This is a genomic window from Pseudarthrobacter sp. PH31-O2, from assembly GCF_030063265.1.
GTDB lineage: Bacteria > Actinomycetota > Actinomycetes > Actinomycetales > Micrococcaceae > Arthrobacter.
The window spans coordinates 25,813-51,914 of sequence record NZ_JASIST010000002.1; the positions used below are offsets into that span (position 1 = coordinate 25,813).

The 26,102-nt window shown below is 66.7% G+C and carries 19 protein-coding genes, 1 pseudogene and 1 riboswitch; of the genes and pseudogenes, 5 read left to right on the plus strand and 15 right to left on the minus strand.

The annotated features are described in order from the left end of the window. Window positions 1–71: 71 nt before the first annotated feature. Window positions 72–1,757, plus strand: coding sequence for a bifunctional phosphoribosylaminoimidazolecarboxamide formyltransferase/IMP cyclohydrolase (purH, locus tag QMG72_RS04145; protein WP_282359069.1), 1,686 nt, complete (start codon window positions 72–74; stop codon window positions 1,755–1,757). Window positions 1,758–2,081: 324 nt separating this feature from the next. Here the strand turns inward: purH and QMG72_RS04150 are convergent, their stop codons facing one another. Next, entirely contained in the window at window positions 2,082–3,080 is a 999-nt protein-coding gene (locus tag QMG72_RS04150) for a trypsin-like serine peptidase (protein WP_282359070.1), read from the minus strand. A gap of 248 nt (window positions 3,081–3,328) precedes the next feature. Here QMG72_RS04150 and QMG72_RS04155 point away from each other — a divergent pair, with 248 nt between their 5' ends. After that, the gene (locus QMG72_RS04155; RefSeq protein WP_282359071.1) at window positions 3,329–5,548 is read left to right on the plus strand and encodes an NADP-dependent isocitrate dehydrogenase; all 2,220 of its coding nucleotides are present in this window, start codon (window positions 3,329–3,331) and stop codon (window positions 5,546–5,548) included. 153 nt (window positions 5,549–5,701) lie between these two features. Here the strand turns inward: QMG72_RS04155 and QMG72_RS04160 are convergent, their stop codons facing one another. From QMG72_RS04160 to QMG72_RS04205, 10 genes and pseudogenes are all read right to left on the minus strand, one after another. Beyond that, window positions 5,702–6,253 (minus strand): mucin-associated surface protein, encoded by a 552-nt coding sequence (locus QMG72_RS04160; RefSeq protein WP_282359072.1) that lies wholly within the window; start codon window positions 6,251–6,253, stop codon window positions 5,702–5,704. After that, a complete protein-coding gene (locus QMG72_RS04165) occupies window positions 6,250–7,542 on the minus strand; it encodes a serine/threonine-protein kinase (protein ID WP_282359073.1) in 1,293 nt (430 codons plus the stop codon). Before QMG72_RS04165 ends, QMG72_RS04160 begins: the two co-directional genes overlap by 4 nt. Window positions 7,543–7,982: 440 nt before the next feature. Then, window positions 7,983–9,101, minus strand: a complete 1,119-nt coding sequence (locus QMG72_RS04170; protein WP_282359074.1) for a hypothetical protein — start codon at window positions 9,099–9,101, stop codon at window positions 7,983–7,985. Window positions 9,102–9,217: 116 nt separating this feature from the next. Beyond that, the gene (locus tag QMG72_RS04175; RefSeq protein ID WP_282359076.1) at window positions 9,218–10,288 is read right to left on the minus strand and encodes a Gfo/Idh/MocA family protein; all 1,071 of its coding nucleotides are present in this window, start codon (window positions 10,286–10,288) and stop codon (window positions 9,218–9,220) included. Window positions 10,289–10,372: 84 nt separating this feature from the next. Next, window positions 10,373–11,080, minus strand: a complete 708-nt coding sequence (locus tag QMG72_RS04180; protein ID WP_253033425.1) for an ABC transporter ATP-binding protein — start codon at window positions 11,078–11,080, stop codon at window positions 10,373–10,375. A 2-nt stretch (window positions 11,081–11,082) separates the two neighbouring features. Continuing rightward, window positions 11,083–12,345, minus strand: a pseudogene (locus QMG72_RS04185) (ABC transporter permease); the annotation flags it as partial. Between the two features lie 206 nt (window positions 12,346–12,551). After that, on the minus strand, window positions 12,552–13,652 hold the full coding sequence (locus tag QMG72_RS04190) for a substrate-binding domain-containing protein (protein WP_282359079.1): 1,101 nt from the start codon (window positions 13,650–13,652) through the stop codon (window positions 12,552–12,554). A gap of 63 nt (window positions 13,653–13,715) precedes the next feature. Continuing rightward, window positions 13,716–14,984, minus strand: a complete 1,269-nt coding sequence (mmsB, locus tag QMG72_RS04195) for a multiple monosaccharide ABC transporter permease (protein ID WP_283479757.1) — start codon at window positions 14,982–14,984, stop codon at window positions 13,716–13,718. A 45-nt stretch (window positions 14,985–15,029) separates the two neighbouring features. Further along, window positions 15,030–16,586, minus strand: a complete 1,557-nt coding sequence (gene mmsA / locus QMG72_RS04200; RefSeq protein WP_226774049.1) for a multiple monosaccharide ABC transporter ATP-binding protein — start codon at window positions 16,584–16,586, stop codon at window positions 15,030–15,032. Window positions 16,587–16,717: 131 nt separating this feature from the next. Next, window positions 16,718–17,908 carry an ROK family transcriptional regulator gene (locus QMG72_RS04205; RefSeq protein WP_226774048.1) on the minus strand — a complete coding sequence of 397 codons (1,191 nt, stop codon included), beginning with the start codon at window positions 17,906–17,908 and terminating at the stop codon, window positions 16,718–16,720. 252 nt (window positions 17,909–18,160) lie between these two features. Here QMG72_RS04205 and QMG72_RS04210 point away from each other — a divergent pair, with 252 nt between their 5' ends. Then, entirely contained in the window at window positions 18,161–18,952 is a 792-nt protein-coding gene (locus QMG72_RS04210) for a nitrilase-related carbon-nitrogen hydrolase (protein WP_283479759.1), read from the plus strand. A 13-nt stretch (window positions 18,953–18,965) separates the two neighbouring features. On the opposite strand, the gene QMG72_RS04215 is transcribed toward QMG72_RS04210, so the two are convergent. After that, window positions 18,966–20,639, minus strand: a complete 1,674-nt coding sequence (locus QMG72_RS04215) for a PucR family transcriptional regulator (RefSeq protein WP_283479761.1) — start codon at window positions 20,637–20,639, stop codon at window positions 18,966–18,968. Between the two features lie 140 nt (window positions 20,640–20,779). Here QMG72_RS04215 and QMG72_RS04220 point away from each other — a divergent pair, with 140 nt between their 5' ends. Together QMG72_RS04220 and QMG72_RS04225 are read left to right on the plus strand one after the other, a co-directional pair. Beyond that, on the plus strand, window positions 20,780–22,303 hold the full coding sequence (locus QMG72_RS04220; protein ID WP_283479762.1) for an amino acid permease: 1,524 nt from the start codon (window positions 20,780–20,782) through the stop codon (window positions 22,301–22,303). A gap of 13 nt (window positions 22,304–22,316) precedes the next feature. Continuing rightward, window positions 22,317–24,020, plus strand: coding sequence for a flavin monoamine oxidase family protein (locus tag QMG72_RS04225; protein ID WP_226774044.1), 1,704 nt, complete (start codon window positions 22,317–22,319; stop codon window positions 24,018–24,020). A gap of 33 nt (window positions 24,021–24,053) precedes the next feature. On the opposite strand, the gene QMG72_RS04230 is transcribed toward QMG72_RS04225, so the two are convergent. The 3 genes from QMG72_RS04230 to purU all read right to left on the minus strand — a co-directional run bounded on the left by QMG72_RS04230 (window position 24,054) and on the right by purU (window position 25,938). Further along, complete coding sequence (locus QMG72_RS04230) at window positions 24,054–24,572, minus strand: gamma carbonic anhydrase family protein (RefSeq protein ID WP_226774043.1); 519 nt, start codon at window positions 24,570–24,572, stop codon at window positions 24,054–24,056. A gap of 91 nt (window positions 24,573–24,663) precedes the next feature. Beyond that, a complete protein-coding gene (locus QMG72_RS04235) occupies window positions 24,664–25,056 on the minus strand; it encodes a class I SAM-dependent methyltransferase (RefSeq protein ID WP_226774042.1) in 393 nt (130 codons plus the stop codon). A gap of 21 nt (window positions 25,057–25,077) precedes the next feature. Then, a complete protein-coding gene (purU, locus tag QMG72_RS04240) occupies window positions 25,078–25,938 on the minus strand; it encodes a formyltetrahydrofolate deformylase (RefSeq protein ID WP_282359089.1) in 861 nt (286 codons plus the stop codon). 73 nt (window positions 25,939–26,011) lie between these two features. After that, window positions 26,012–26,097: riboswitch (ZMP/ZTP riboswitch) on the plus strand. The last annotated feature ends 5 nt before the right edge of the window (window positions 26,098–26,102 follow it).

The window sequence follows — 26,102 nt, forward strand, 5'->3', positions numbered from 1 at the left end:
CGGCCCGACACGATAAACTGTGCCCATCCCCACCACCCGCGGCCCAGCCGCGATATAAGACGGAGACTTTTGTGAGCTTCACGCCGCTTGACCGTGTATCCATCGACCGTGTCCCCATCCGCCGGGCCCTGATTTCGGTCTACGACAAGACCGGTCTGGAGGAGCTCGCGAGGGGCCTGCACGAAGCCGGCGTCAAGATTGTCTCCACCGGCTCCACCGCCAAAAAGATTGCCGCCGCAGGCATTCCGGTGCAGGAAGTCGAGGAAGTCACCGGCTCGCCGGAAATGCTCGACGGCCGCGTCAAGACCCTGCACCCGCGCGTGCACGGCGGCATCCTCGCCGACCGCCGCGTCCCGGCCCATATGGAGACGCTCGCGTCGTTGGACATCGAGCCGTTCGACCTGGTGGTGGTGAACCTCTACCCCTTCGTGGAAACCGTGAAGTCCGGCGCTGCGCAGGACGACGTCGTTGAGCAGATCGACATCGGGGGCCCGGCGATGGTGCGTTCGGCCGCGAAGAACCACGCCGCCGTCACCATTGTGGTGGACCCCTCCTCGTACAACGACGTCGTTGCTGCCGCCGCCTCCGGCGGCTTTGACCTGAAGGCCCGGCGCCGGCTCGCCGCCAAGGCCTTCGCGCACACCGCCGCCTATGACACTGCCGTGGCCGGCTGGACTGCCAGCCAGTTCCTCGACGAGGACGGCGACGGCGTCATCGATTGGCCTGCCTACGCCGGACTGGCCCTGGAACGGTCCGAGGTGCTGCGCTACGGCGAAAATCCGCACCAGCAGGCCGCCCTCTACGTGGACAAGGCCGCCCCGGCCGGCATCGCCCAGGCCGACCAGCTGCACGGCAAGGCAATGAGCTACAACAACTTCGTCGACGCTGACGCCGCCCTGCGCGCTGCGTTCGACTTCGCTGAGCCCGCCGTTGCGGTCATCAAGCATGCCAACCCCTGCGGTGTGGCTGTGGGTTCCGCCTCCGCCGCCGACCCGATTGCGGACGCGCACGCCAAGGCGCACGCCTGCGATCCGGTCTCCGCATTTGGCGGCGTGATCGCGGCCAACCGCACCGTCACCGCCGGCATGGCGCGGACCGTCGCCGGCATCTTCACCGAGGTAGTGATTGCCCCGGGTTTCGAGGACGAAGCGGTGGAAATCCTGTCCAAGAAGAAGAATATCCGCCTCCTGGCCCTGCCCGAAGGTTACGGCCGTTACCCGACGGAGTTCCGCCAGGTTTCCGGCGGCATGCTGGTCCAGGCCACGGACAAGGTAGACGCCGAGGGTGATGACCCGGCCAACTGGACCCTCGCCGCCGGTGACGCCGCGGATCCCGGGACGCTTGCGGACCTCGCCTTCGCCTGGACCGCCTGCCGGGCCGCCAAATCCAATGCCATCCTGCTGGCACAGAACGGCGCCGCCGTGGGCATCGGCATGGGCCAGGTCAACCGGCTCGATTCCTGCAAGCTCGCCGTCGAGCGGGCCAACTCACTCGGCGTGAGCGTGGACTCCGAGGTTGATGGCGCGGGCGGCGCCTCGAACGCCGACGCCACGGGTGCCCCGGAACGTGCCCGTGGTGCCGTGGCGGCGTCGGACGCGTTTTTCCCGTTCGCAGACGGGCTCCAGATCCTGATCGACGCCGGCGTCCGCGCCGTGGTGCAGCCAGGCGGCTCGGTTCGGGACGATGAGGTCATCGCCGCGGCCAATGCGGCCGGCATCACGATGTACTTCACCGGCGCCCGGCACTTCTTCCACTAGGGGATCGCGTTCCACTGGGGATCGCGAGCACGCTTTCTGCGGGCCCGGCTTCACCAAGAATGGACATGTCCTCCCTTTCCGGGGGACATGTCCATTCTTCGCGGCACGGGCTGGGCACAATGGGATTATGTCCAGTCCTGGGCCTGTACGGCGGGCATGTCCCGCCGGCCGGATCCATCGCCGCGTCCATCGCCGCCGTCCATCCTTGCGTCCATCATCAGGCCAATCCCCCGGATACGGCAACGCGGTGCCACGGCGGCCCATCCCCGCTGCTGGAGATGGACCGCGCATGACCCCGCGCTGGTGTGGGTGTGGCTGCTTGTCCTAGGAAGCGGCCGCGGTGTTGTAGGCCTGCTGGATGACGGATCCCCAGTACGGGCCGAACATGGTGGTGGAGTTACTGCCGTAGCCGTAGCTGTTGACAGAGTTCTGGTAGCCGGTGGAGCTGGTTCCAATAAACCACGGGCCACCCGAGGAACCGCCGGTCATGTTGCACGGAATGCCCTGGGTATTGAATTGCGGGTTGGAGGAGTCGTTGACGGCGGTGCCGCTGCAGCTCTTGAGGGACTCACCGTTGAAGGGTGCGGCCGCGGGGTAGCCGAATGCCTTGTAGGCCAGGCCGCGGGCAGCGCTGAACTTCACGCCCGAGGCACCGACGGCATCCGCAAGCTTCTGGCCGTTGAGGGTGTTCATCACCGCGAAGCCGGTGTCGTACGTCATGTCGCCGCCGGAGCTCCACTGTGTCGGGGCGTAGAGGGCCTTGGCCGTCCACATGCCGTAGGGTGCGGACCCGTTGAGGTAGGCCGGGACAAACGTGAACTTGGTGGCGAAGGCACCCGGGCCCTCGTTGATGCAGTGGCCGGCCGTAGAGACGGTGCTTTTGTTCGTGGCGGAGACCGAATTGCCGGAGCACACGTAGTTAGTGCCGCCGAGCGTAAAAAAGACCTTGCCGATGTGCTTGACCGGAGTTTCGCTGGCGTTCGCCTTGGTCTGGATATCCGCCCCCTGTTTCTTCGGGGCAAGGGCCTCGACGGTACCCGGCGCTCCAGCCGCCGGGCGGTTCAGCGCGGCCTTTGACCCGGCGCCGCGCTGCACCGCTTTTTCGGCCAGCACGTCACCGGGGGCGGCGTTGCGCATCCGCTCCGCCGTCCAGTACTCCGCGCCGCCCGTTTCGAGAACGGCGTGGCTGGTGACACCCGACGCTTCCGTCGGTGCGTTGCCGGATGCCGGGGCTGCGTTCGCCGCGCCCGCGGCGCTCAACGCCAACAGCGCTGCTGCCGAGATGCTGAGCAGGCTGGTGGCCAGAGTCTTGGGTGTTCTCATGGGTGTCCTAACCGGTGGAGATCGGGACGGCCGGTGGTAGCGGCCGCGGTGATGGGAACGAAACTACGGCACTTTGACGAATCTGTAAAGTATCTTGTCAATTTTTGTCACGACCCGGCGGGGATGTCACGGACCCGTCGGAGCACGACGCCGGTAGGTGGCAACCGCGCTCCCTCGGGTAAGTTAGGGGGTGTTGAAATGGCACAAAATTCCGGAAATACCCAGACCTTCAGGGAGACGCCCGAGCAATGGCAAAGATTATCTATACCCACACCGACGAAGCGCCGATGCTGGCAACCTATTCGTTCTTGCCGATTGTCGAAGCCTTCGCTTCGACGGCCGGTGTGGCAGTGGAGACCCGCGACATTTCGCTGGCCGGCCGCATCATCGCCGCGTTTGGCGACTACCTCACCGAAGAGCAGCGTGTCAGTGACGCCCTGGCCGAACTTGGTGCACTGGTCAAGCAGCCCGAAGCCAACATCATCAAGCTGCCCAACATCAGCGCGTCGACGCCTCAGCTGAAGGCCGCCGTCGCGGAACTCCAGGCCCAGGGCTACGCCCTGCCGGACTACCCGGACAACCCCTCCTCGGACGAAGAGACGGACGTCCGCTCCCGCTACGACAAGATCAAGGGTTCCGCCGTCAACCCGGTGCTGCGTGAAGGCAACTCGGACCGCCGCGCACCCCTCTCGGTCAAGGCCTACGCCCGCCAGAACCCGCACAGCATGGGCGCCTGGAGCTCCGCGTCGAAGACCAACGTGGCTACCATGGATGCCGAGGATTTCCGCTCCAACGAGAAATCCGTGGTCATCGAGGCCGACGGAAAAGTCAAGATCCAGCTGGTCAAGGCCGACGGCACGGTCAAGGTCCTCAAGCGGGCCTTCCCCGTCCTGGCCGGCGAGGTCATCGACGGTACAGTGATGCGCGCGGCCGCCCTGGACACCTTCCTCGCGGCCCAGGTGGCACGGGCCAAGGACGAGGGTGTGCTGTTCTCCGCCCACCTCAAGGCGACCATGATGAAAATCTCGGACCCGATCATCTTCGGCCATGTTGTCACCGCTTACTTCTCGGAACTCTTTGACAGCTACGGTGCCCAGATCGCCGCCGCAGGACTGAGCCCGAACAACGGCCTGGCCTCGATCCTCAATGGCCTTGAGGACCTCCCCGAGGAGATCCGCGGCGAAGTTGAAGCGGCTATCAAGAAGGGCCTCAACGACGGGCCTGAGCTGGCCATGGTTGACTCCGACAAGGGCATCACCAACCTGCACGTGCCCTCCGACGTGATCGTGGACGCCTCCATGCCGGCCATGATCCGCAGCTCCGGCCACATGTGGGGCCGTGACGGCCAGGAGGCCGACACGCTCGCCGTCTTGCCGGACAGCAGCTACGCCGGTATCTACCAGGTGGTCATCGACGACTGCCGCGCCCACGGTGCCTTTGACCCGACCACGATGGGTACCGTCCCGAACGTCGGCCTGATGGCCCAGGCCGCAGAGGAATACGGCAGCCACGACAAGACTTTCGAGATCCAGTCCGCGGGCACCGTCCAGCTCATTGACGACGCCGGCACCGTGCTGATCGAGCACCAGGTCGCCCCGGGTGATATCTGGCGTGCCTGCCAGACCAAGGATGTGCCGATCCGTGACTGGGTCAAGCTGGCCGTCACCCGTGCACGCGCCTCGGCCATGCCGGCTATTTTCTGGCTGGATAAGAGCCGTGCCCATGACGCCCGGATGATCGCCAAGGTTGAGGAGTACCTCAAGGACTACGACACCGAGGGCCTGCAGCTCGCCATTATGACCCCGGAAGATGCCACGGCCTTTACCTTGGAACGAATCCGCAAGGGCGAAGACACCATCTCGGTGACCGGGAACGTGCTGCGCGACTACCTGACGGACCTGTTCCCGATCCTGGAACTGGGCACCAGCGCCAAGATGCTCTCAGTGGTTCCGTTGATCAACGGCGGCGGACTGTTCGAAACCGGCGCCGGCGGGTCCGCCCCGAAGCACGTCCAGCAGCTGCTCAGCGAAAACCACCTGCGCTGGGACAGCCTGGGTGAGTTCCTGGCCCTCGCCGTCAGCTTCGAGCACCTTGCCACCTCCACGGACAACGCCCGTGCGCAGATCCTGGCCGACACCCTGGACCGCGCCACCGGGACCTTCCTGTTGGAGAACAAGTCCCCTAAGCGCAAGGCCGGCGAGCTTGATAACCGCGGCAGCCACTTCTACCTGGCCAAGTTCTGGGCCCAGGAACTGTCCCGCCAGACCGACGACGCCGAGCTGGCCGCAGCGTTTGCCGCAGTCTCCGGGGCGCTGGACTCCGGTGAGGACACTATCATCGGCGAGCTTCTGGCAGTCCAGGGTTCCCCGGTGGACCTCGGCGGCTACTACCACCCGGACGAGGCCAAGGTCACCGCCGCCATGCGGCCGTCGGCGAAGTTCAGCGACGTGCTCTCCATGCTCGGCTAGCAGCCGTCCGGCGACACACAACGCCCCGCCTTCCGAAAGGAACGCGGGGCGTTGTGCCGTCTCGGCTCGGGCTGCTCGGGCGGCCCGGGCGGCTTGGCCACCGTGGTTGGACCCGGCGTCGTCCGGGCCGAGCTGACGGTCCAGTGGACTGACTCAGTCCTTGCCCTTGCCCTTTCCCTTGGCCTTGCCGGTGTCGGCCGGCGGTTCCGCCGGCGCTGCAGGCGCGATCGCGGGCGCAGGAGCTGAGGCGGCGGCTTGGGCCTGGGCGGCGGCCGCTGCGGCCTGCGCGGCAGCTTGGGCCTGGGCCGCCGCTTCCTGTTCGGCGGCGACCCGCGCCGCTTCGGCGGCCGCCTGCTTGGCGTTGAGGTCCGTGCGGACGGTATCGATGGACTTCCGGATGCTCTGGTGGCGTTGGAAGGACACCTCGCCGCGGCCGGCCGCCTCGTCCAGTTTCTGGACGAGCCCGTCCAGTTGCCGCAGGGCCGCTGCCGGATCGTTGGCGGCGGCTGCTTCGGTCACGGTAAGGACCTGCGATTGCAGTTCCCGGGCGGCATCGCCGTTTAGCTCCGGGGCCGCGGCGCAGCCGGAAACCGTGCCGCAGAGCAACACGATGGCGAGGACCACCTTGCCGAGGAGCCGGCCGGCGGCGGACGGGCCGGGGCGGCAGGGACGGTTTCCCCGGGCCGGCTGGATGGTCGGCTTCATGGTTCCACCTTGTCCTGGAGTTCCTGCAGGTGCTGGCCGAGGTCCCCGGTCACGGCCGGATAGGGAACGACGGCGGGTGGTTCCGGTGCCGAGAGCGCTACGCCGACGGCGAGGATCCCGGCCGCCAACGCCAGGGGTATAAGGAAGAGCAGCATCCGGGTGCTGCGCCGGGCCCGCCCGAAGCGAACCGCGGATCGGGCCCGCCCGAAGGGAACGGCGGATCGCGCCGGCCGGGAGCCGGTTTTCGACGGCGGCAAGGACACGGTGTCCGGGTCGAGCCGGTGCAGGGACCGGGTGCCGGTGGCGGGGCCGCCGAGGTTGTTCGACGCGGCAGGCCGGCCCTGGCCTGCGTCGTGACCGGGGGAGGGCGGCAGTGGCGGCCGGGCCGGCGGTGCCGGAAGTACCCGGGTGCGTTCTTCAACGAGGAGTCCCGGGAGGGACCGGGGCGAAATCAGGGCGTGACGCAACACCACCTCAAGTTCGGCGGCAGTCGGCCGGCTCTGCGGATCCAGCGCCGTCATGGCCCGGATGAGCCGGGCCCACGCGGCCGGCACCGAATCGGGGATGGCCGGGGCACGGTGCAGCCTCGCGACGGCGGATTCCACGGCGTTGCCCGGATACTCGACGTCGCCTTTGATCGCTTCGAGCAGCACCAGCCCCAACGAATAGATGTCACTGGCAGGGCCGAGGTCCGCGCCCCGGGCCTGTTCCGGACTTAGGTAGGCGGCGGTGCCCACCATCGTGCCGGTGGCGGTCAGCCGGGTTCCGTCCATGATGCGGGCGATCCCAAAATCCGTGAGTTTTGGTCGCAGCGGCTCCCCGGGCCGGAGCGGAACCAGCATGATGTTGGCCGGTTTAATGTCCCGGTGAATGATCCCGAGTGAATGTACGTAGGCCAGGGCGTCTGACAGGCCGGCCCCGATGACCGCTATCTCATCGAGCGGCAGCGGGCTGTGCCGGATCCGGGCGCGGAGGTCCTGCCCGTCCACCAGCTCCATGGTCAGGAACGGCCGGGGTTCCCCGGGAACGCGGGTATCGACACCGGAGTCGAAGAGGGTCACCAGGCCCGGATGGTTCAGAGTTGCCAGCAACTGCACCTCCGCCTCCTGGCGCCGGATGTCTTCCGGATCCGTGGACTTCGGCGCAAAGAGTTTGAGGGCCACGTCCCGGCCCAGGTTCGTATCCTTGGCGGAGTAGACCGAAGCCATGCCGCCCCGGCCGATCATCTCGGCCAGCAGGTAGCGACCACCGACGAGTGTTGCGGTGTCGTAATTGGGCGAACTCGTCACACTGGTCCCCGTCCGTTCCCGTGCGCCAAGGCGGCGCCTCCCAAGAATGATACCGGGACGGCACGGCCCCCCGGATGGCGGCCGCGGACCGACGGCTGCCATCCGGGGCCAAACGTTGCCGGAACGCGATTGCCGGTGAGTCCCCCAGCGGACCCACCGACGTCGCCCGGCCCCACGAAGGCCTGGTCGGAAGGCGTTAGCGTCCTACGGCGGATGCCGCCCCGCCGGCCGGGGCGACGGTCTGCGGCGCGTTGGCGGTCCGGCAGGCGGGTTCGCTTCGGGTTTGGGCTCTGCCGGTGTCAGCGCGGGGGCGGCGGAAGGGTGGGTGCCGCAATGACGGCAGCGGACCATGGCGTCCATTGGGGATCTCCTGAATGACTGTTGGCGGGCGCTCACAAGCGCCCGGTTGGCCGTGCACAGTGGAGGTAGGGGACGGCCGATTAGTCGGGAGATGAACCCGGGTCCGCAGCGGCGGCCGGGTGTGCGTGCTGGAGCGGGCCGCGGATCGGTTCAGCGGCGGCCGTGGGAATGATCAAGTACAGGCTGGGAAGCCAAGCGGCGCCACCTGAAGGCCCGCCGGAGGAGATGGTGTTGCCGGAGCCCGAACCCGGCGCGGCGGGCAGGGCAGTGGGTGTCGGTAGATTCTTCTCGTTATGAAAAGGGGCGCGGGGTGCTTGGCCCGCAGGGGACTGGGGTGCCTTTGCGCCCGGGCCGGAGCCCGATGCGGGAACGGAGTCTGGTTTCTGTCCGTCCGCTCTCGGCCGCGTTGCGGTATCCAGAGCCGGTGGGTAGGTGCTGCCGGAATAGAACCCGGCGGGAACGGCTGACGGGGCAGGACCCCGCGCGGCCAGGGCTACGTCGAGTGCCGCGGATGCCGGGTCCGAAGCCGGCGGCACCGGACCGGGAAGCGCCGGGTCACCAGGAGTCCGGTCCGTCGCCGCCGGCGGTGCCGTGGGGACGGTGGATGTTGCGGCCGGCTGCGTCGATTCGGGACCGGCGACCGAAGGGTCGTTCGGAACAGGACCCGCTGCGGGGACGGCGACCGGGAGGGTCGGGTCGGGGACGGGGACCGGGTCCGGGACAGTGACCGGGTCGGGAACCGGGAGGGTCGGGTCGGGGACCGGGACCGGGTCCGGGACAGTGACCGGGAGGGTCGGATCGGGGACCGGGACGGGGGTCGGGTCGGGGACCAGGACCGGGTCGGGGACAGTGACCGGGAGCGGCGGCACCTCGACGACCGGGGACAGTACCACTGTAGGGTCCGCCGCCGGGACCGTCGTCCACGGCACATCCGCGGCTGCTGCGGCATCCGTCACGGCGTCTGCCACCGCATCCGAAGCTGCCCCGGCGGGGGCAGGAAGGTAGGCGGCCGGGTCGGGAGGTAGGGGGACCACTGCAACGTCCACGATCGTTGCGGCCGAGGCCGGAGCGGAGGCGGCCGAGTCGTCTGCGGTGGCAACTGACGCGGAGACAGCCAGCCAGGCGACGCCGGCGAGGCTTCCCAAGATCATCCGCCGGAGCGGGCGGCGCGTGCGGAACGGCGCTGATGTTGAGTCCATGCCTGCACCCCACTCCCGCGAAATCCCGATGGTTGCCTCTAGGATAAGCCCGCACTCGGGGTGCTAGTCCAGAGCCCGCCGTAAAATCGATGCAGGCCGGGGCGGCGGGAACGCCGTCAGCGGGCGTCGTTTGGGTAGCTTACCCCCAGCTGGGAGCGCACCCCGTCGAAGAGCCGCATGGTGTTGAGGGAGTCCTCCAGGGGCATCACGGGACTCTCCGCGAGGTCCTGCTGGATGCAGCGCGTCACCTCGCGCAGTTCATAGCTATAGCCGCGCCCAACGACGTCGAAGGACTCGATGCGGGGCTCGTCGAAGCCAACCCGAACGAGCAGCTCCTTCGGGTTGTTGATCGAGCCGATGGACTGCAGGAATCCCTTGCTGCCGGCCACCGTGGCGGTCCGCGGGCCGTACGCCAGCAGGGACGAGGTCAGCTGCGCCTGGGCGCCGTGCCGGTAGCCAAGGGTCAGCGCATTCTGGGCGTCCACGCCGTCCTCGTTCAGCCAGCCCGTGGCGCTGACGGTCGCCGGGAAACCCAGGGTGCCCAGGGCCCAGAGCAGCGGGTAAACGGTGAGGTCAAGCAGCGCGCCGCCGCCGTCGTTCGGAGCCCATAGGCGCGAGGTGGGCGAATACGGTGCCGGGAATCCCAGATCCGCCGCTACCCACTTGACGTCGCCGAGCTCGCCGGACGCCGCGATCTCGAAAGCCCGCTGCATGCCCGGCAGGAAGCGGCTCCACATGGCCTCCATCAGGAACAGGCCCTTGACCCGGGCCACGGACACAAGCTCGGCGGCCTCGCGTGCATTGACGGTGAGCGCCTTTTCGCACAGGACGTGCTTGCCCGCGTTGAGGGCTGCCAGCGCGATGCGGTGATGGTGGGCGTGCGGGGTGGCAACGTAGACGACGTCGACCGCGTCGTCGGCGAGCAGCCGCTCAAAGCCGCTGCGTCCGTCACCGTCTCCGTAGGCCCGGGCGAAGCCGAAATCGGCTGCGAACGCATCGGCGCCCGGCTGGCTGCGCGAGCTGACTGCGTAGAGCTCGGCATCGGCCAAGAGTTCCAGGTCGCGGGTCACCGCCGCGGCGATGCCTCCCGTGGCGATGACCCCCCAGCGCAGCCGGGCACCGGTGGCGGTGCGGGGATCGGAGTCCGGCTGGCTGAACAGCCAGGGCGTGGCGATGTGGGCGGTCATGGTGCCATCCTCTCACCCGGGCCGGCGGTGTGCGGGACTGCGCCGGCCCGTGCCGGGGACAGCGTCCGGGGCCGTGCCCTGACGTTAGGCGGGAGTCGCGGCGCTGAGCCGGCTGCGGGCCGCCTCCTCCGTCAGCCGGCCCTGCTGGAGCCGGAACCGCCGGTCGGTCTTGTTGGCCAGCGAACGGTCGTGCGTGACCACCAGGATAGTGGTGTTATGGTCCCGGCTGAGCGAGCTGAGGAGCTCGATGATGTGTTCGCCGGTCTGTTCGTCCAGGTTGCCCGTTGGTTCATCCGCGAGGATCAGCGCGGGGGAGTTGGCAAGTGCCCGGGCGATGGCCACCCGTTGTTGCTCCCCGCCGGAGAGCCGGTTAATGCGCCGCCCGTGCTTGTCCGGATCCAGCTGCACCTGCTCGAGCAACGCCCGGGCCCGCTCCAGGCGCGCAGCCCTGCGCACCCCGGCAAACTCCATTGGCAACATCACGTTGTCCGCCGCGGAAAGGTTGGGAATCAGGTTGAACTGTTGGAACACAAAGCCGATGTCCCGACGCCGGTACTCGGTGAGCCTGCTGTCCGGCATGTCGGCCAGGCTCACGCCATTGACCAGCACGTCGCCGCTCGTTGGTTTGTCGAGGGCGCCAAGCAGGGACAACAAGGTGCTCTTGCCGCTGCCGCTCTTGCCGACGATTGAGGCCAAGGTGCCCTGCTCCAGCGAGAAGCTGACATCGTTGACGGGTTTGATGGTGCGGTCGCCGGAATTGAACGTCCGGACCAGGTTCTTGACTTCGATCATGGCTATTCTCCTCGGAGGACTTCGATGGGGCGGATGCGGGCCGTAAGCAGGGCCGGGACCAGCGCCCCGACGATGGCGACACCAAAGACTGCGGCAATGCCCGCGGCAATAACGCCGGGGGAGGCGCTCGCGGTCACGGAGGTCAGCAATTGGCTGGCCCCGCCGACGGGGTCGCCGCCGGGGAATCCGCCGGGGAATCCGCGGGCCCCGGCGCGCGGGACGGGGGTGGCCGCGGCGGTGCTGTTGGAACTGATCAGTGCGCTGGCGATGCCGCCGCTGGCGAAGGACGCGACGGCGGCGCCCACCACACTGCCCAAGGCCACAAGAACGAGTGCCTCCAGCACAAACTGCAGGCCGATGGTGCGGTTCGGTGCGCCAATGGCCTTCAGGACACCGATTTCCCGGCGGCGCTCGCGGACCAGCATGACCATGATCAGCAGGATGATCAGCCCGGCGGTGGCCAAGGCCGCCACGAAGGCGATGAGGGAGATGTTCTTGACGCTGCCCAGTGAGCTGACAGCGGTTTCGAGGTTGCGCTGGCCCTGGCTGACATCCGCCTTATCGGTGCCGAGCGCAGCCTGCAGCGCTGTCTTGGCGGCGTCGACGTTCTCCAGGGAGTTGACGGTGACGATCATGGTGGAGAGTTCGCCGGGAAGTTCCGCGAGGGTCTGGGCGGTGGGGAGAGTGAGGTAGAGGGCGTTATTGCCGAAGGCCGTGCCGGCATCGAACAGGCCAGTCACGGTGAACGTCTGGTTGTTGATGGTGAATGCGGAACCGACCGTAAGGCCGTTCTTCTCGGCCAGGGTGGCTCCCAGGAGGGCGCCGGTGGAGGCGGCCGTATAATCGCCGAGGCCCGTGCCGCCGGTCAGTGCAAGGGCCTTGCCGGCGGTATCGACTTCGGCTCCGATGCCGGTGGCGGTGACGGGCACGGAGAACGCCGGTGCCGTTGCTGGACTGCTGCCCGTTGCGGCCTGGTTGCGGGCGCCGAGGGTCCCGGCGTCGATGGCTGCCTTAAGGCTTGTGGTAACGGTCGTGGCGGACCGGCCGCCCGGGCCGCCTTGCCCGCCCGGGCCTCCTGTCCCGCCTTGGGCGGCGGCCGCCTCGGCGTTGCGCAAACGGAGTGCCTTGGTGCCCACGACGGTGCTTACATTGGCCACTGCGGCCGCGGTCGTGGCTTGTTCAGCGGTGAGCGGCTCGCCGCCGCCTTCGAAGCCCTGGCCACCGGCGGGGTTGATTGTCAGCACGGTGCCTACCGAGGCATTGAGCGACGCTCACGTGACTCCTAGGAAAACTCAGTCCGGCCCGAGCGGCCGGAGGATGAGACCACACTGGTACTCGCTGCTGTGCAGTTCACCCGCCGGAGCTATGGATCTGCTGTGAAGCCCGCCGCCGGCCGCTGGCATGAGGGCAGCAAAAAGCCCCGGCCCGCCGTCAGGCGGAGCCGGGGCTCAATGCTGGATCAACGAATGAACTACTTCGTCAGCGGCCCGAGTACCGGATCGTCGGTGTAAGCAGTCTTGACGTTTTCCTTGGTCACGATAACCGGCTCCAGCAGGAACGCGGGAACTACCTTGACCTTGTTGTTGTAGGACTTGTCGTCATTGACCTCAGGCTTTTTGCCGGCCTGGAGATCCTTGACCATGGTGATTGCGTGCTCAACGAGCTTGCGGGTGTCCTTGTTGATGGTGGAGTACTGCTCACCGGCAAGGATGGACTTGACGGATTCAACTTCCGAGTCCTGGCCGGTGATGACCGGGAGCGGCTTGCCGGCGGCCTTGACCGAGGTCAGGACTGCGCGGGCCAGCGTGTCGTTGGGGGAGAGCACACCATCCAGGGTTGCCGAGCCGTAGCTGCCGGTCAGCAGGGTGTCGGCCCGCTTCTGGGCGTTCTCGGCCTTCCAGCCCTGGGTTACGGCCTGTTCGAACGAGGTCTGGCCGGAAAGGACCTTGAGGGTGCCGTCGTCGATTTTCGGCTTGAGCACGCTCATGGCGCCGTCGAAGAAGACCTTCGCATTGGCATCATCCGGGGAACCGGCGAACAGTTCGATGTTGTACGGGCCTTGGGGCTTCTTGGCCTTCATACCGTCCAGCAGGGCCTGGCCCTGAAGTACGCCGACCTTGAAGTTGTCGTAGGCCACGTAGTAGTCCACGTTCTCGGTGTTCAGCAGCAGCCGGTCATACGCGATGATCGTAGCGCCGGCGTCCTTGGCCTGCTTGAGCTGGGTGCCCAGCTGTGCACCGTCGATGGCGCCGACGATGATGACCTTGGCGCCCTTGGTGACCATGGCGCTGATCTGGTTCTGCTGCTCGGACACGCCGCCGTTGGCGAATTGCACATCTGCCTTGAAGCCGGCGCCGTTGAGGCCGTCGTTGAACAGCTTCTCGGCCAGGACCCAGTTCTCGGACGTCTTCTGCGGGAGTGCGACGCCGATCGAGGATTCCTGCGGGAATCCGCCCGCTGCCCCGGAGGTTCCGCCGGTAGTGGCGGTATCCGTGCGGCCGCAGGCCGTCAGCGCCAGTGCTGCGATAGCGGCGATAGCCGCTGCCTTTCCTGCTTTACCAATCAGTTGCATTGCTTGGTTCTCTTTCTTTAGATGGGGTGCGGAGAATCGTGGTGGAGCGGATCAGGGGGAGAACTAGGCGCCCTTGGCGATGACCTCTTTGGTGGAGGTGGTCTCGTCGGGTTTGATCTCGTTGTTGCGGCCGAAGTTTTTCATCATCATTCCGATGAGCGATTTTTTGCCCTGCGTCTTGTTGTAGACGTCGAAGGCGACGGCGATCAGGAGCACGAGGCCCTTGATGATCTGGGTGAGGTCCGCGCCGACACCGAGCAGCTGCAGGCCGTTGTTCAGCACCGCCATCACCAGGCCGCCGACGATCGAGCCGATCACGGTGCCGACGCCGCCGGTGACGGCCGCGCCGCCGATGAAGACGGCCGCGATGGCGTCAAGTTCCCAGCCGACGCCGTCGAACGGGCCGGAAGCGGTGGAGCGGCCAACGAAGATCATGCCGGCGAGTCCTGCCAGGACGGACATGTTCATCATCACCAGGAAGTTGACCTTCTTGGACTGCACCCCGGAGAGCTCGGCCGCATGGCGGTTGCCGCCGACGGCGTAGACATGGCGGCCGATGATTGTCTTGGACGAGATGAAGCCGTAAATCAGGACCAGGACGGCAAGGATCAGCCCCGGGATCGGGAACGAGGTGCCGGGCCGGCCGGTCGCGAACAGGTACGTGGCGTACAGGATGGCGCCGCAGATCAGGACCAGTTTGGTGACGGTCACCCAGGATTCGGGCACCTCGGCGCCCAAGGCCTTGGCCTTGCGGCGGGAGCGGATTTCGCTGACGATCACGAAGGCCACACCGGCAAGTCCCAGCAGCAGGGTCAGGTTGTTGTAGCCGGTGTTGGGCCCGAACTCGGGCAGGTAACCGGAACCGATGTACTGGAAATCGGCTGGGACCGGGATGGTGTTGGACTTACCGACGAACTGGTTGAAGCCGCGGAACAGCAGCATACCGGCCAGCGTGACGATGAAGGCCGGGATCCCGACGTAGGCCGTCCAGAAGCCCTGCCAGGCCCCGATCAGGGCACCGAGCAGCAGTCCAAAGAGGACGCCGAGGTACCAGGGGATGCCCCAGTCACGGATCATGAGGGCCACGCTGACGCCCACGAATGCCGCGACCGAGCCCACCGAGAGGTCGATGTGGCCGGCGATAATCACCAGCACCATCCCGATGGCGAGGATCAGGATGTAGGAGTTGCCGTTGAAGAGGTTGATGACGTTGCCCGGGGTGAGCGTGCGTCCCTCGGTGAATATTTGGAAGAAGACGATCAGTGCAACCAGGGCGAAGATCATGCCGAATTGGCGGGTATTGCCGCCAAAGAGCTTCTTGAGCGCGTTCATTGTGTCAGTCCTTGTGGTCCGGAATGTTCTGGATGGTCCAGAGTGTCAGGCGGTCTTGCGGGCGGAAGTCATGAGTTTCATGAGGCTTTCCTGGCTGGCTTCGTCCTTGTCGAGCACACCGGTGATGGCGCCCTCAAAGATGGTGTAGATGCGGTCGGAGAGTCCCAGGAGTTCGGGAAGTTCCGAGGAGATGACGATGACGCCCTTCCCCTGGTTGGCCAGCTGCTGAATGATGCCGTAGATCTCGTACTTGGCACCGACGTCGATCCCGCGGGTGGGCTCGTCCAGGATCAGCAGGTCCGGATCGGTAAACATCCACTTCGCCAGGACAACCTTTTGCTGGTTGCCGCCGGAAAGCTTGGCGACGCCTTCTTCCACGGAGGGCGCCTTGGTGCGCAGCGACTTGCGGTACTGCTCGGCGACGCTGAATTCCCGGTCGGCATCAACGATGTTGTGCTTGCTGACCTTCTTCAGCGCGGCGGAGACTGTGGTGGCCTTGATGTCATCGAGCAGGTTCAGGCCCAGGGACTTGCGGTCCTCGGTGACGTAGCCAAGACCGGCGTCGATGGCCTGCTTGACGTTCTTGAGGTGCAGTTCCTTGCCGTCCTTGTACACCTGGCCGGAGATAAAACGACCGTAGGAGCGGCCGAAGAGGGACCGTGCGAGCTCGGTGCGGCCGGCACCCATCAAACCGGCGAAGCCAACGATTTCACCGCGGCGGACAAAAAAGTTGGAGTTCTTGCAGACCAGTCGGTCCTGGATCTGCGGGTGCCCCACATTCCAGTTCTTCACCTCGAAGAAGGTCTGGCCGATCTTGGGCTCGTGGTCCGGGAACCTGGATTCCAGGGTCCGGCCCACCATGCCCTTGATGATGCGGTCTTCATCGACGCCGTCGGCCTTGACGTCAAGCGTTTCGATCGATTTGCCGTCGCGGATGATCGTAATGGAATCCGCGATCTGCTCGATCTCGTTGAGCTTGTGCGAAATGATGATCGAGGTAATGCCGCGGCCCTTGAGGCCGAGGATCAGGTCCAGCAGGTGCTGGGAGTCGGATTCGTTCAGCGCCGCGGTGGGCTCGTCCAGGATGAGGAGCTTGACTTTTTTGTTTAGCGCCTTGGCGATTTCCACGAGCTGCTGCTTGCCGACGCCGATTTCCTTGACCGGTGTGTCCGGATCCTCGCGCAGGCCGACCCGGGCCAGGAGTTCGATGGAGCGGCTGCGGGCCTCATCCCAGTTGATGACCCCGCGCCTGGTGGGTTCGTTGCCCAGGAAGATGTTTTCCATGATGGAAAGCTCCGGGATCAGCGCGAGTTCCTGGTGGATGATCACAATGCCGGCCTGCTCGCTGGCCCGGATGTCCTTGAATTCCTGGACTTCGCTCTGGTAGACGATGTCCCCGGTGTAGGTGCCGTGCGGATAGACGCCGGAGAGTACTTTCATCAGGGTGGACTTGCCGGCGCCGTTTTCACCGCAGATCGCGTGGATTTCTCCGGCCTTCACCAGCAGGGTCACCTCGGCCAATGCTTTAACGCCGGGGAACTCTTTGGTGATGGAGCGCATCTCGAGGATTATCGGATCGCTGTGCGTGTTGAGGGACGTCATTTGCCCTTACGCCTCCAATGCATGACTTCGTTGTCCGCCCCTGCAAACCGCAGGGCCGTCTGATGAAAAAGTAAACTGGATCACAGGCGTTGTCGTCAAGTCTTTAACGCAACAGCCCGATAACAAAAATCTCAATTCCGCCGGATTCCGGCGTGCTGGAAGACCAGCGCGGTGGCACCGAGGGCCTCCGCGCGGCCACCCAGGGAGGACATTGTCAGGACAGTTGTCTCGCCGACCACGGGTACCGCGTGCCGGACCAGGCCCCGGCGGATCGGGTCCAGCAGCAGTTCCCCGAGTTCCGCCAGCGGGCCTCCCACCACTATCACTTCGGGATTGATCAGATTCGCCACGTTGCCCAGGGCGCGGCCGGCGGCGAGGCCGGCGTCGTCGACCACCCGCAGGGTCGCAGAGTCCCGGGCGAGGGCCTTGCGGACAATGTCCTCCGGGGTTAACGGCTTGTCCTCGCCGCGGCCCAGGAGCTCGATCATTGTGGTGGTGGAGGCGATGGTTTCCAGGCAGCCGCGGTTCCCGCAGCGGCAGACCAGCCCGTGTTCATGGATGGTCGCATGGCCGATTTCACCGGTGATTCCCACGTTGCCGTAGTAGGGCATCCCGTTCAGGATCAGCCCCGCGCCGATGCCGGAGCCGATCTTGAGGAACATCAGGTTGTTGATGCCCGTGTGCGGACCCCAGGTGACTTCCGACAAGGCTCCCAGGTTGGCGTCGTTGTCCACAAAAACCGGGAGATCCAGGGCTTCCTCGAGGCGCTGCAGGATGTTGATCCCCACCCATTCGGGCAGGATCGCACCCTGCACCACGGTCCCCGTCCGGCGGTCAATGGGGCCGGGGATGCCGACGCCGGCGCCAACCACCGCGCTGCGTTCCACGCCACTGTCCGCCAGGAGCCGATCCAGGAGTCCGACGGCGGCTTTGATGCCCTCCTCGGCGTGGTGCCCCAAGGGCAGCAGTACCGATTCCTCGGCGATGACGTGATAGCTCAGGGACGCCAGGACCACCCGCAGGTGCCGGCGGCCGAAGTCGATGCCAACGGCGACGGCGCCGTTGCTGTTGAGCCGGACGTTCAGGGCCCGCCGGCCGGAGCTGGTGATCGGTTCGGTGGAGGCCAGTCCGGCGTCCTGCATGATCTTGACAATATTTGAAACCGTGGCCGTCGACAGGCCGGTTTGCCGTGCGAGTTCGGCCTGGGTGGAGGGGCCGGCGAGCAGGCATTCAATGATCCGCTGCTGGTTTAAATGCCGGAGCGCGGATTGTGATCCCGGGTTTTTGGTTCGGCTCCTCGTTGAGCGAGTTGGTGGTGGCATAAAATGAAGCGTGCCGTATTTGCATCTTGTAGTCAAGAAGTTAACGCATGGCAGCTTGGCGGCCGGGGCGAACGACTGGCTACCGGCCCCGCGTGGTGCCGGTGCCCTGGGCCGGGGGCGAAGGAGGGGGCATTCCGCCCCACTGCTGCACCCTTCGGGCCGGAATGCACCAGGACGGCAGGGGTGCCGCCTCGCTACGCTGGAACTGCGAGAGTCCGCCGCCGAGGGCGGGCCCCGGACGCTGAGGTGGTAATGGTGCTACTGGCCCTGATGCAGGCGAATGCTGCCGTGCTGGACGTAGAAGCGAATTGCGCTGCGGTGGATGCGGCTGCCGGTGAGGCGGCCGCGGCCGGCGCCGGGCTGCTGCTTACGCCCGAGCTTTTCCCGGTGGGGTATGCGCCCCTCCGGCTGCGGGCGGAGTTCGACCCTGCTGCGCTGCCGGCCATCCGGAACGCCCTCGCAGGGATCGCCCGCAACCACAGCATTGCGCTGGTTTTCAGCCTTCCCGCGGTCACGGCGGCAGGGGAGTGGCAAATTACCTCCACCCTCGTCGATGAGAACGGCGAGGAGCTCCTGAGTTACGCCAAGGTGCACCTCTTCGGCCCGGCGGAGAACCAGGCATTTGTTCCGGCCCGGGCCCGTCCCCGGGTGGTGGATTTCCGCGGCTTCAAGATCTCGATGGTGATTTGCTATGACGTTGAATTTCCGGAGGCTGTCCGCGCAGCCGCCGCCGGCGGTGCCGAACTGCTGCTGGTGCCGACGGCCCTCGCTGCCGGGTTCGAGTCCGTGCCGCAGCTGCTGGTCAGGGCGCGGGCACTGGAAAACCACGTGACGGTGGCCTACGCCAACCACTCCGGAACCGAGGACGGCTGCGACTTCCTGGGCGGCAGTGTTATTGCGGCTCCGGATGGCTCGCTGCTGGCGTCGGCCGGAACCGCTGCCGAGTTGCTGTTCGCGGAACTGCCCGCGCCGGGCAGGGCCGGGCACAGCGTCGACTATCTCGGTGACCGCCGCCCGCAGACCTACCGCTCCTGGGGCAGCTGACCCGGACCTGGCGCTAGGCGACGCCAGGATCGGGGGAGTCAGCCGCCGTCATGCCGGCCGGATCGTGAACGTACTGCAAGGCAAACCAGAGCTCCGCCCGGGCTTGGGCGGCGTTAAGGTCGAGGTCCAGGAGTTCGGCCAGGATGCCGATCTGCCGCCGGACGCTGTTGCGGTGCAGGCCCGTCGACTTCGCGGTGGCATCCCAGCTGCCGTTCGCGCCAAGCCACGCGCGGAGGATCCCAATCAGGTTGTCCCGGCGCTCCGGTTCCAGCGCCAGTACGGGGGCCAGCAGCCGGGTGGCCAGGAGGGTCCCCGCCTCCTTGCCGAGCAGCCCGCCCACCGACCACGTCACCTCATCGACCCGGACGCTGGTTCCGGTGGCCTCGACGCGGCCGCGAAGGGACGAGGCCTGCCGGAAAGCGTTCGACAGTCCGGACAGTTCGGTCGCGCTCCCGACCACAAGGCGCCAGCCGAGCCGCTCCACACCGGCCAGCACGCCGTCGTCGACCTTCAGCCTGGTAATGGCGGCAAAACCGTCGTCGGTGATCTCCACGAGCTTTGTATCGAACATCCTGCGCCACTCCAGCAACTCCCGAACGGGGCTGTCGCCGGCACGACCGGCCCTGCCGGCCGGGCCGTCCGCGGCCGCGGGGGCAGGCCGGACGCCAAGAACCACACGCAGCTGGCCGGACCGGGTGGAGGAAATGCTCTGCGCCAGGAGGTCCTTGAGCCCGTTGAGCTGGCGGGTGCCTGCCGTCGCCAGGCTCTCCGGGTGCAGCAGCAGCGCCGTCGCGAGCTGGCTCGGGGCCAGCGAACCGCTGGTGCGCTGGCGTACCAGCAGTTCCAGGAGCCCCACGGCCGTGGAGACAACGCTGTTCTGGGCCGGCGTCAGCGGTGCGCCGGTGCCCAGCACCAGCGCGCCCAGATTGGCGTCCCGGGTGCTGCGCAGGGGATAGCCGAAGACCAGCTCAGACCCGGCCGTGCCGAATGAGTCCAGCTCCACCCGCGGGCCGCTGCCGGCCAGCAGCCGCGCCAGCAGCGGCTGCAGCGTTGCCATGTCCGCGGCCGGTGTGGTGCCCGCTCCCGGCGCTCGGGCGGATCCGCGGGCGCGCAGCCGGCCGTCGGACCCCACAAGCGCCGCCCACACGGGCACCTGCTGCACCAGCGCGGCCAGGAGTTCATGTTCCGGCCGCGCCGAAAGCACCGCTCGCATCAGCTGCCTGTTTGTGTCCGCGAGCTGCCGGAACGTGGTGGCGTTGTCCGATTCCAGCAGCTGCGAGAACTCCAGTCCGACCGCGGCGAAGGGAACAGTCTTCGGCACGGCCACAAGGGTCAGGTTGTGCCGCCGGCAGGCCAGGACAACGGCTTCCGGGACGGTGTCGAAATAGGGTTCCAGGCCAAAGCCCAGCGCGCAGACGCGGGCGGCAACCAGCCGCTGCACGTAGGCGTCCGCGAAATCCTCCTGTCCGCCCCCGCCCAGGAACGGAAGGCCGGCGGTGAGCAGGAACTCGCCATCGAGCAGATACGGGGTGGGGTCCGCCAGCTCGCTCGGCTCCACCCAGCGAAGCCGTTCCGAGCCGTTGCCGCCGTCGTAAAGGACTTCCAGCTCCGGCGGCAGCTGCTGCAGGAACCGGTCCAGGGTGACAAAACCCAAGCGCTCGGAGCCGTCAGCAGCCACGGTTGCCATCGGCGCCCCGAATCTGGAACGGTAGTGCATAAAGTCTCATGAATGAATACTCTAGGTCATTTTGCACATCCGTGAGAGCTGGCTCACACGCTTACGCTGGAGCCGGGGAAATTACCACTACTGCAGAACGGACGTCGACGATGACTGTGCCAACCCTTATGGGAGAACGGCCGCCGGCCACAACAGGCCGGCCCCGGCTTGCGGCGCAGCTGCTCCGCCGCAAGCCGATCGGACAGCTCGTCAGCGAAGCGGAAACCGGCCACGGCGGCACGCGGCTGGTCCGCAGCTTCGGTGTGCTGCAACTGACGATGATCAGCGTTGGCGCCACCCTCGGAACCGGCATCCTGGTGATCCTGGGCGAATCCGTCCCGCTGGCCGGCCCGGCCATCTGGATCTCCTTCGCCATCGCCGGACTCGCCGCGCTGCTCTCCGCCGTCTCCTATGCCGAGATGGCCGGGATGGTCCCCGCGGCAGGATCGAGCTATTCGTACACCTACGCGACCATGGGCGAAGGCATGGCCTGGATCTGTGGCTGGTGCCTGGTGCTCGAATACGCTGTTTCCGTGGCCGCCGTCGCAGTCGGTGCCGGCCAGTACGTCAACGAAGCCCTCGCCGTCTTTGGCCTGGCCCTGCCGGACGCTCTTTCGCAGCCTCCCGGCGACGGCGGAGTGCTGAACGCGCCGGCGATCCTGATCGTGGTCCTGGCCATGGCGCTGCTGGTCCGGGGCGCCAAGGAAAGCGCCGGGATCAACACGGCCATTGTCCTGATCAAGGTGGGCATCCTGGTCTTCTTCTGCGCCGTGGCCTTCACGGCATTCAACGGCGCACACTTCGAGCCGCTGATGCCGATGGGCGCTGCCGGCGTCTCGGCTGCAGCCTCCCGGGTCTTCTTCTCCTACATCGGCTTCGACGCGGCCTCCACGGCCGGCGAGGAAGCCCGCAATCCCAAACGCGATCTGCCCAGGGCCATCCTGCTCTCGATGCTCATTGTTACAACCATCTACGTGCTCGTCGCCGTCGCAGCGATCGGCGCACGTCCCTGGGGCTGGTTCGATGGCACCGAAGCCGCCCTCGTGAAAATCCTGGAGGAGACCACCGGCCAGCCCTGGGTTGGGCTGGTATTCGCCGTCGGGGCCGTGCTGGCCATCGCCAGCATCGTGCTGACGGTCCTCTACGGTCAGACCCGCATCCTGCTCGCGATGGCAAGGGACGGTATGGTCCCCAGGATCTTCGGCCGTGTCTCGCCCCGAACCGGCACCCCGGTCGCCGGGACCCTGATTGTCGGCGTCGTCGTCGCCCTCACGGCAGGCCTCGTTTCGCTCGGCGCCCTGGCGGACGCCACCAGCATCGGCACGCTTTTCGCTTTCGCCCTGGTCAACGTCGCCGTCATCTACCTGCGGCGCAGCCGGCCGGAACTCAAAAGGAGTTTCCGCGTTCCCCTGTTTCCGCTAACGCCCCTGCTGGGCGCCGCGATGTGCGGCTACCTGATGCTCAACCTTGGCGCCGAGACCTGGGTAGTCTTCGGGCTCTGGATGCTGGTGGGGCTCGCCGTCTACTTCGGCTACAGCCGCAGGAACTCCCGGGTGGCGGCACTCAGCTCCGAGGAATACCGTGAACTATCCGGCGCAGCCCTCGCCGACACCACTTCCGTCCCGAACCGATGAAAGCCAGCCACCTATGACAACCGCCACAGAACTGCCCGCTCCTGGAACCACAACTCCGGACTCCGGAGTCCAGGCTCCCATCACCATGCTGAACCCTGACTTCCCGTTCAGCTACGACCATTACCTGGCCCATCCGGACGGACTGGGCGCCATCCCGGAAGAGCTGTACGGGACCGAAGTGGCAGTAGTGGGCGCCGGCCTTTCCGGGCTGGTGGCGGCCTACGAGCTGATGAAACTGGGCCTCCGGCCCGTCATCTACGAGGCGGACAGGATCGGCGGGCGGCTGCGGACGGCCACCTTCCCCTCGGCCGCCGGCGTCGTGGCCGATCTGGGCGGGATGCGCTTTCCCGTCTCGGGGAAGGCTTTCTACCACTATGTGGAGATGCTCGGGCTGGAAACCCAGGAGTTCCCGAATCCGCTGGCCGCTGTTACCTCCAGCACCGTCATTGAGCTGGCGGGCCAAAAATACTACGCCAGCACGCCTGCGGACCTGCCGCCGTTCTTCCGCGAAGTCGCCGATGCCTGGAAAGCTGCCGTCAACGACGGCGCCAAGTTCAGCGAGATGCAGGACGCCATCCGCGCCCGGGACACCGCCCGGATCAAGGAACTGTGGAACGCGCTGCTGCCGCTGCTGGACGAACAGACCTTTTACGGATTCATCGCCGGCAGCGAATCGTTCAAGAAGGCCGGCTTCGCGCACCGCGAGGCCTTCGGCCAGGTGGGCTTCGGCACCGGCGGCTGGGACACGGACTTCCCCAACTCCATCCTGGAGATCCTGCGTGTGGTGTACACCGATGCCGACGACGCGCACCGGCTTATTGCCGGCGGAGCGCAACGGCTCCCGGACGCGCTCTGGGAGCATACGCCGTCGGGTATGGTGCACTGGCCCGACGGGACGTCACTGGCATCGCTGCACGCCGGCGCCCCCAGGGGCGCCGTGGACAGGATCGCCCGGGACGGCAGCAGTGATTTCCGGATCCGGGAACGGTGGGGCCGGGAGGCCGCCTATCCCGCTGTTATCAGCACGTGCCAGTCGTGGCTGCTGTCGACGCGGATCCACACCGAGGAAACCTTGTTCCCGGCAGAATTGTGGACTGCAATCGAGCGCTCGCACTACATGCAGTCGTCCAAGACCTTCGTGATGGTCGACAGGCCGTTCTGGAAGGACATCGATCCCGCCACCGGCCGCGAGGTGATGTCCATGACGCTGACGGACCGGCTGAACCGGGCCACCTACCTGCTGGACAACGGGCCGGACAAGCCTGCGGTGATCCTGCTCTCCTACACCTGGAATGACGACGCGCTCAAATGGCTGGCCCTGGACGCGGACCAGAGGACGGAACTGATGCTGCACTCGCTCGCGCAGATCTACCCGGGCGTGGACATTGCCAGCCACATCGTGGGCCAGCCCATCACAGTCTCCTGGGAAGCGGACCCCAACTTCATGGGGGCCTTCAAAGCCAACCTGCCGGGGCACTACCGCTACCAGCAGCGGCTGTTCAGCCACTTTAAGCAGGATCAGCTCCCGGAGCAGCAGCGGGGCATCTTCCTGGCTGGGGACGACGTGTCCTTTACTGCGGGCTGGGCCGAAGGCGCCGTTACCACCGGGCTGAACGCGGCCTGGGGAGTCGTCCGGCACCTCGGCGGGTCATCGGCCGCCGGCAACCCGGGGCCTGGCGATCTGCTGGCGGAATTGGGCCCGATCTCCCTGGACTGAGCTCCCTGGACCGAGCCGTCTGGATGAGGGTCCTTAGCCGTGCATTTCGAGGTGCGCCCGGGCCAGCTCCCGGTAGTGTGCCGCGTTCTGCTGGACGCCGGCGAACTCCTCATCGCTGAGTTCGCGGCGGACCTTTGCCGGCACCCCGGCGACTAGCGAGCGGGGCGGAATGATGGTTCCTTCCAGCACCACAGCGCCGGCTGCGACCAGTGACCCTGCCCCGATGACGGCGCCGTTGAGGATGGTGGCGCTCATGCCGATCAGGCAGTCGTCCTCGACCGTGCAGCCATGGACGACGGCGCTGTGCCCAACGCTGACCCGGGCGCCCACGGTGCAGGGGAAGCCCGGGTCAGCGTGCAGGACCACGTTGTCCTGTAGGTTGCTGCCGGCGCCGACGCTGATTGCGGCGGTGTCTGCCCGAACGGATACGCCATAAAACGCGCTGGAGTTTTCCGCGAGGGTCGCTTTGCCGATCACGGAGGCGCTCGGCGCGATGAAAACGGAGTTATGGACAGCCGGGGTGTCCCCGGCGAAAGCGTAAATGGGAGCCATGCCTCCAGCCTAGGACACGGACCTCCCCAACTGACTCGCAGCAGGGGTCGTTTTGAGCGCCCAAAACGACCCCTGCTGCGAGTCAGTTGGGTCAGGCGGGGGAGCGGAGGACTGTTACGCCTTCGCCGGGGCGTACGACGGCGATCGGCGCCCCGGGTGCCGCCACGCGGCCCAGTTCGCTCACGACGTCGTCCCATTCCGCCGGGGGCAGGCCCGCCAGGGCCTCGACCGCCCACACCGACGGGAACGCCGAGTCGGCAAAGGGCAGTGCGCGGGCCCCTGCGACCGAAGCCTCCAGCCCGTGGGCCCGGGCCGCATGGATGTTCTCCTCGGACCGGTCCACGCCGGTGAAATGGATGCCGGACTGGACAAAACGCAGTCCGTCCGCGCCCCGGCCGCAGTCAAGGCCCAGCACGCCGTCGCGGCTTTCGGCCTTGAGCAGGGCCAGGAACTCGGTCAGTGGGTCCTGCGGGGAAAATACCATACCCCTATTCAATGTCCGGGATCAGCTGAAAACAACCGTCCGGTTCCCATCCAACAGGACCCGGTGTTCGGCATGCCACTGCACCGCCTGGGCCAGGGTGCGGCCCTCCACGTCCCGGCCCATCTGGACAAACTGCCCGGCCGTACCCCGGTGGTCCACCCGGATGACTTCCTGTTCGATGATCGGGCCCTCGTCCAGGGCTGCCGTCACGTAGTGGGCGGTGGCGCCGATGAGCTTCACGCCGCGGGCGTGCGCCTGGTGGTAGGGCTTGGCGCCCTTGAAGGAGGGCAGGAAGGAATGGTGGATGTTGATGGCCTTGCCGGTCAGCTGCTGGCACAGTTCGTCGGAGATGATCTGCATGTACCGGGCCAGGACCGTCAGTTCGATGTTGTGCTGGGCCATCAGCGTTCTGAGCTCATCCTCGGCCTGGACCTTGGTCTCGGGTGTGACGGGGATGTGGTGGAAGGGGATGCCGTAGAACTCTGCGAGGCCGGCGAGGTCGCTGTGGTTGGACACGATGGCCGGGATCTCGATGGGCAGGGTGCCGGAGCGCTGCAGGAACAGCAGATCGTTGAGGCAGTGTGCTGAGGTACTGGCCATCAGCAGGGTGCGGATCTTGCGGCCGGCCGGATTGAGTCTCCACTGCATCTCGAACGCCTGGGCAACCGGCTCCAGCGCCGCGTAAAGTTCCGGCTGGGAGACCGCCGTCGTGGCCTCGACGCGCATAAAAAACGTGCCGGTGCTTTGGCTGCCGTACTGCTGCGAGTCGGTAATATTGCAGCCCGCAACGAGCAAGGCGCCTGCGACGGCGTGCACGATTCCGGGGCGGTCCGGGCAGGAGAGGGTCAGGATATACGAAGTGGTCAGCTGGTCGTCAGTCACGGAAGTCAAGCCTACCCGCGCTCGCTCGCGGGCTGGGCCCGGGCCGCGGCCCTGGGGTACTCCTGGGGTACTCTGGAACCGTCGCAACTGGCGTTGGGTGGCTAACCACCAGGGAGCGGCACTGACGAAGACCACGGATCGTACGCCTGGGCCGAGGGTTATGT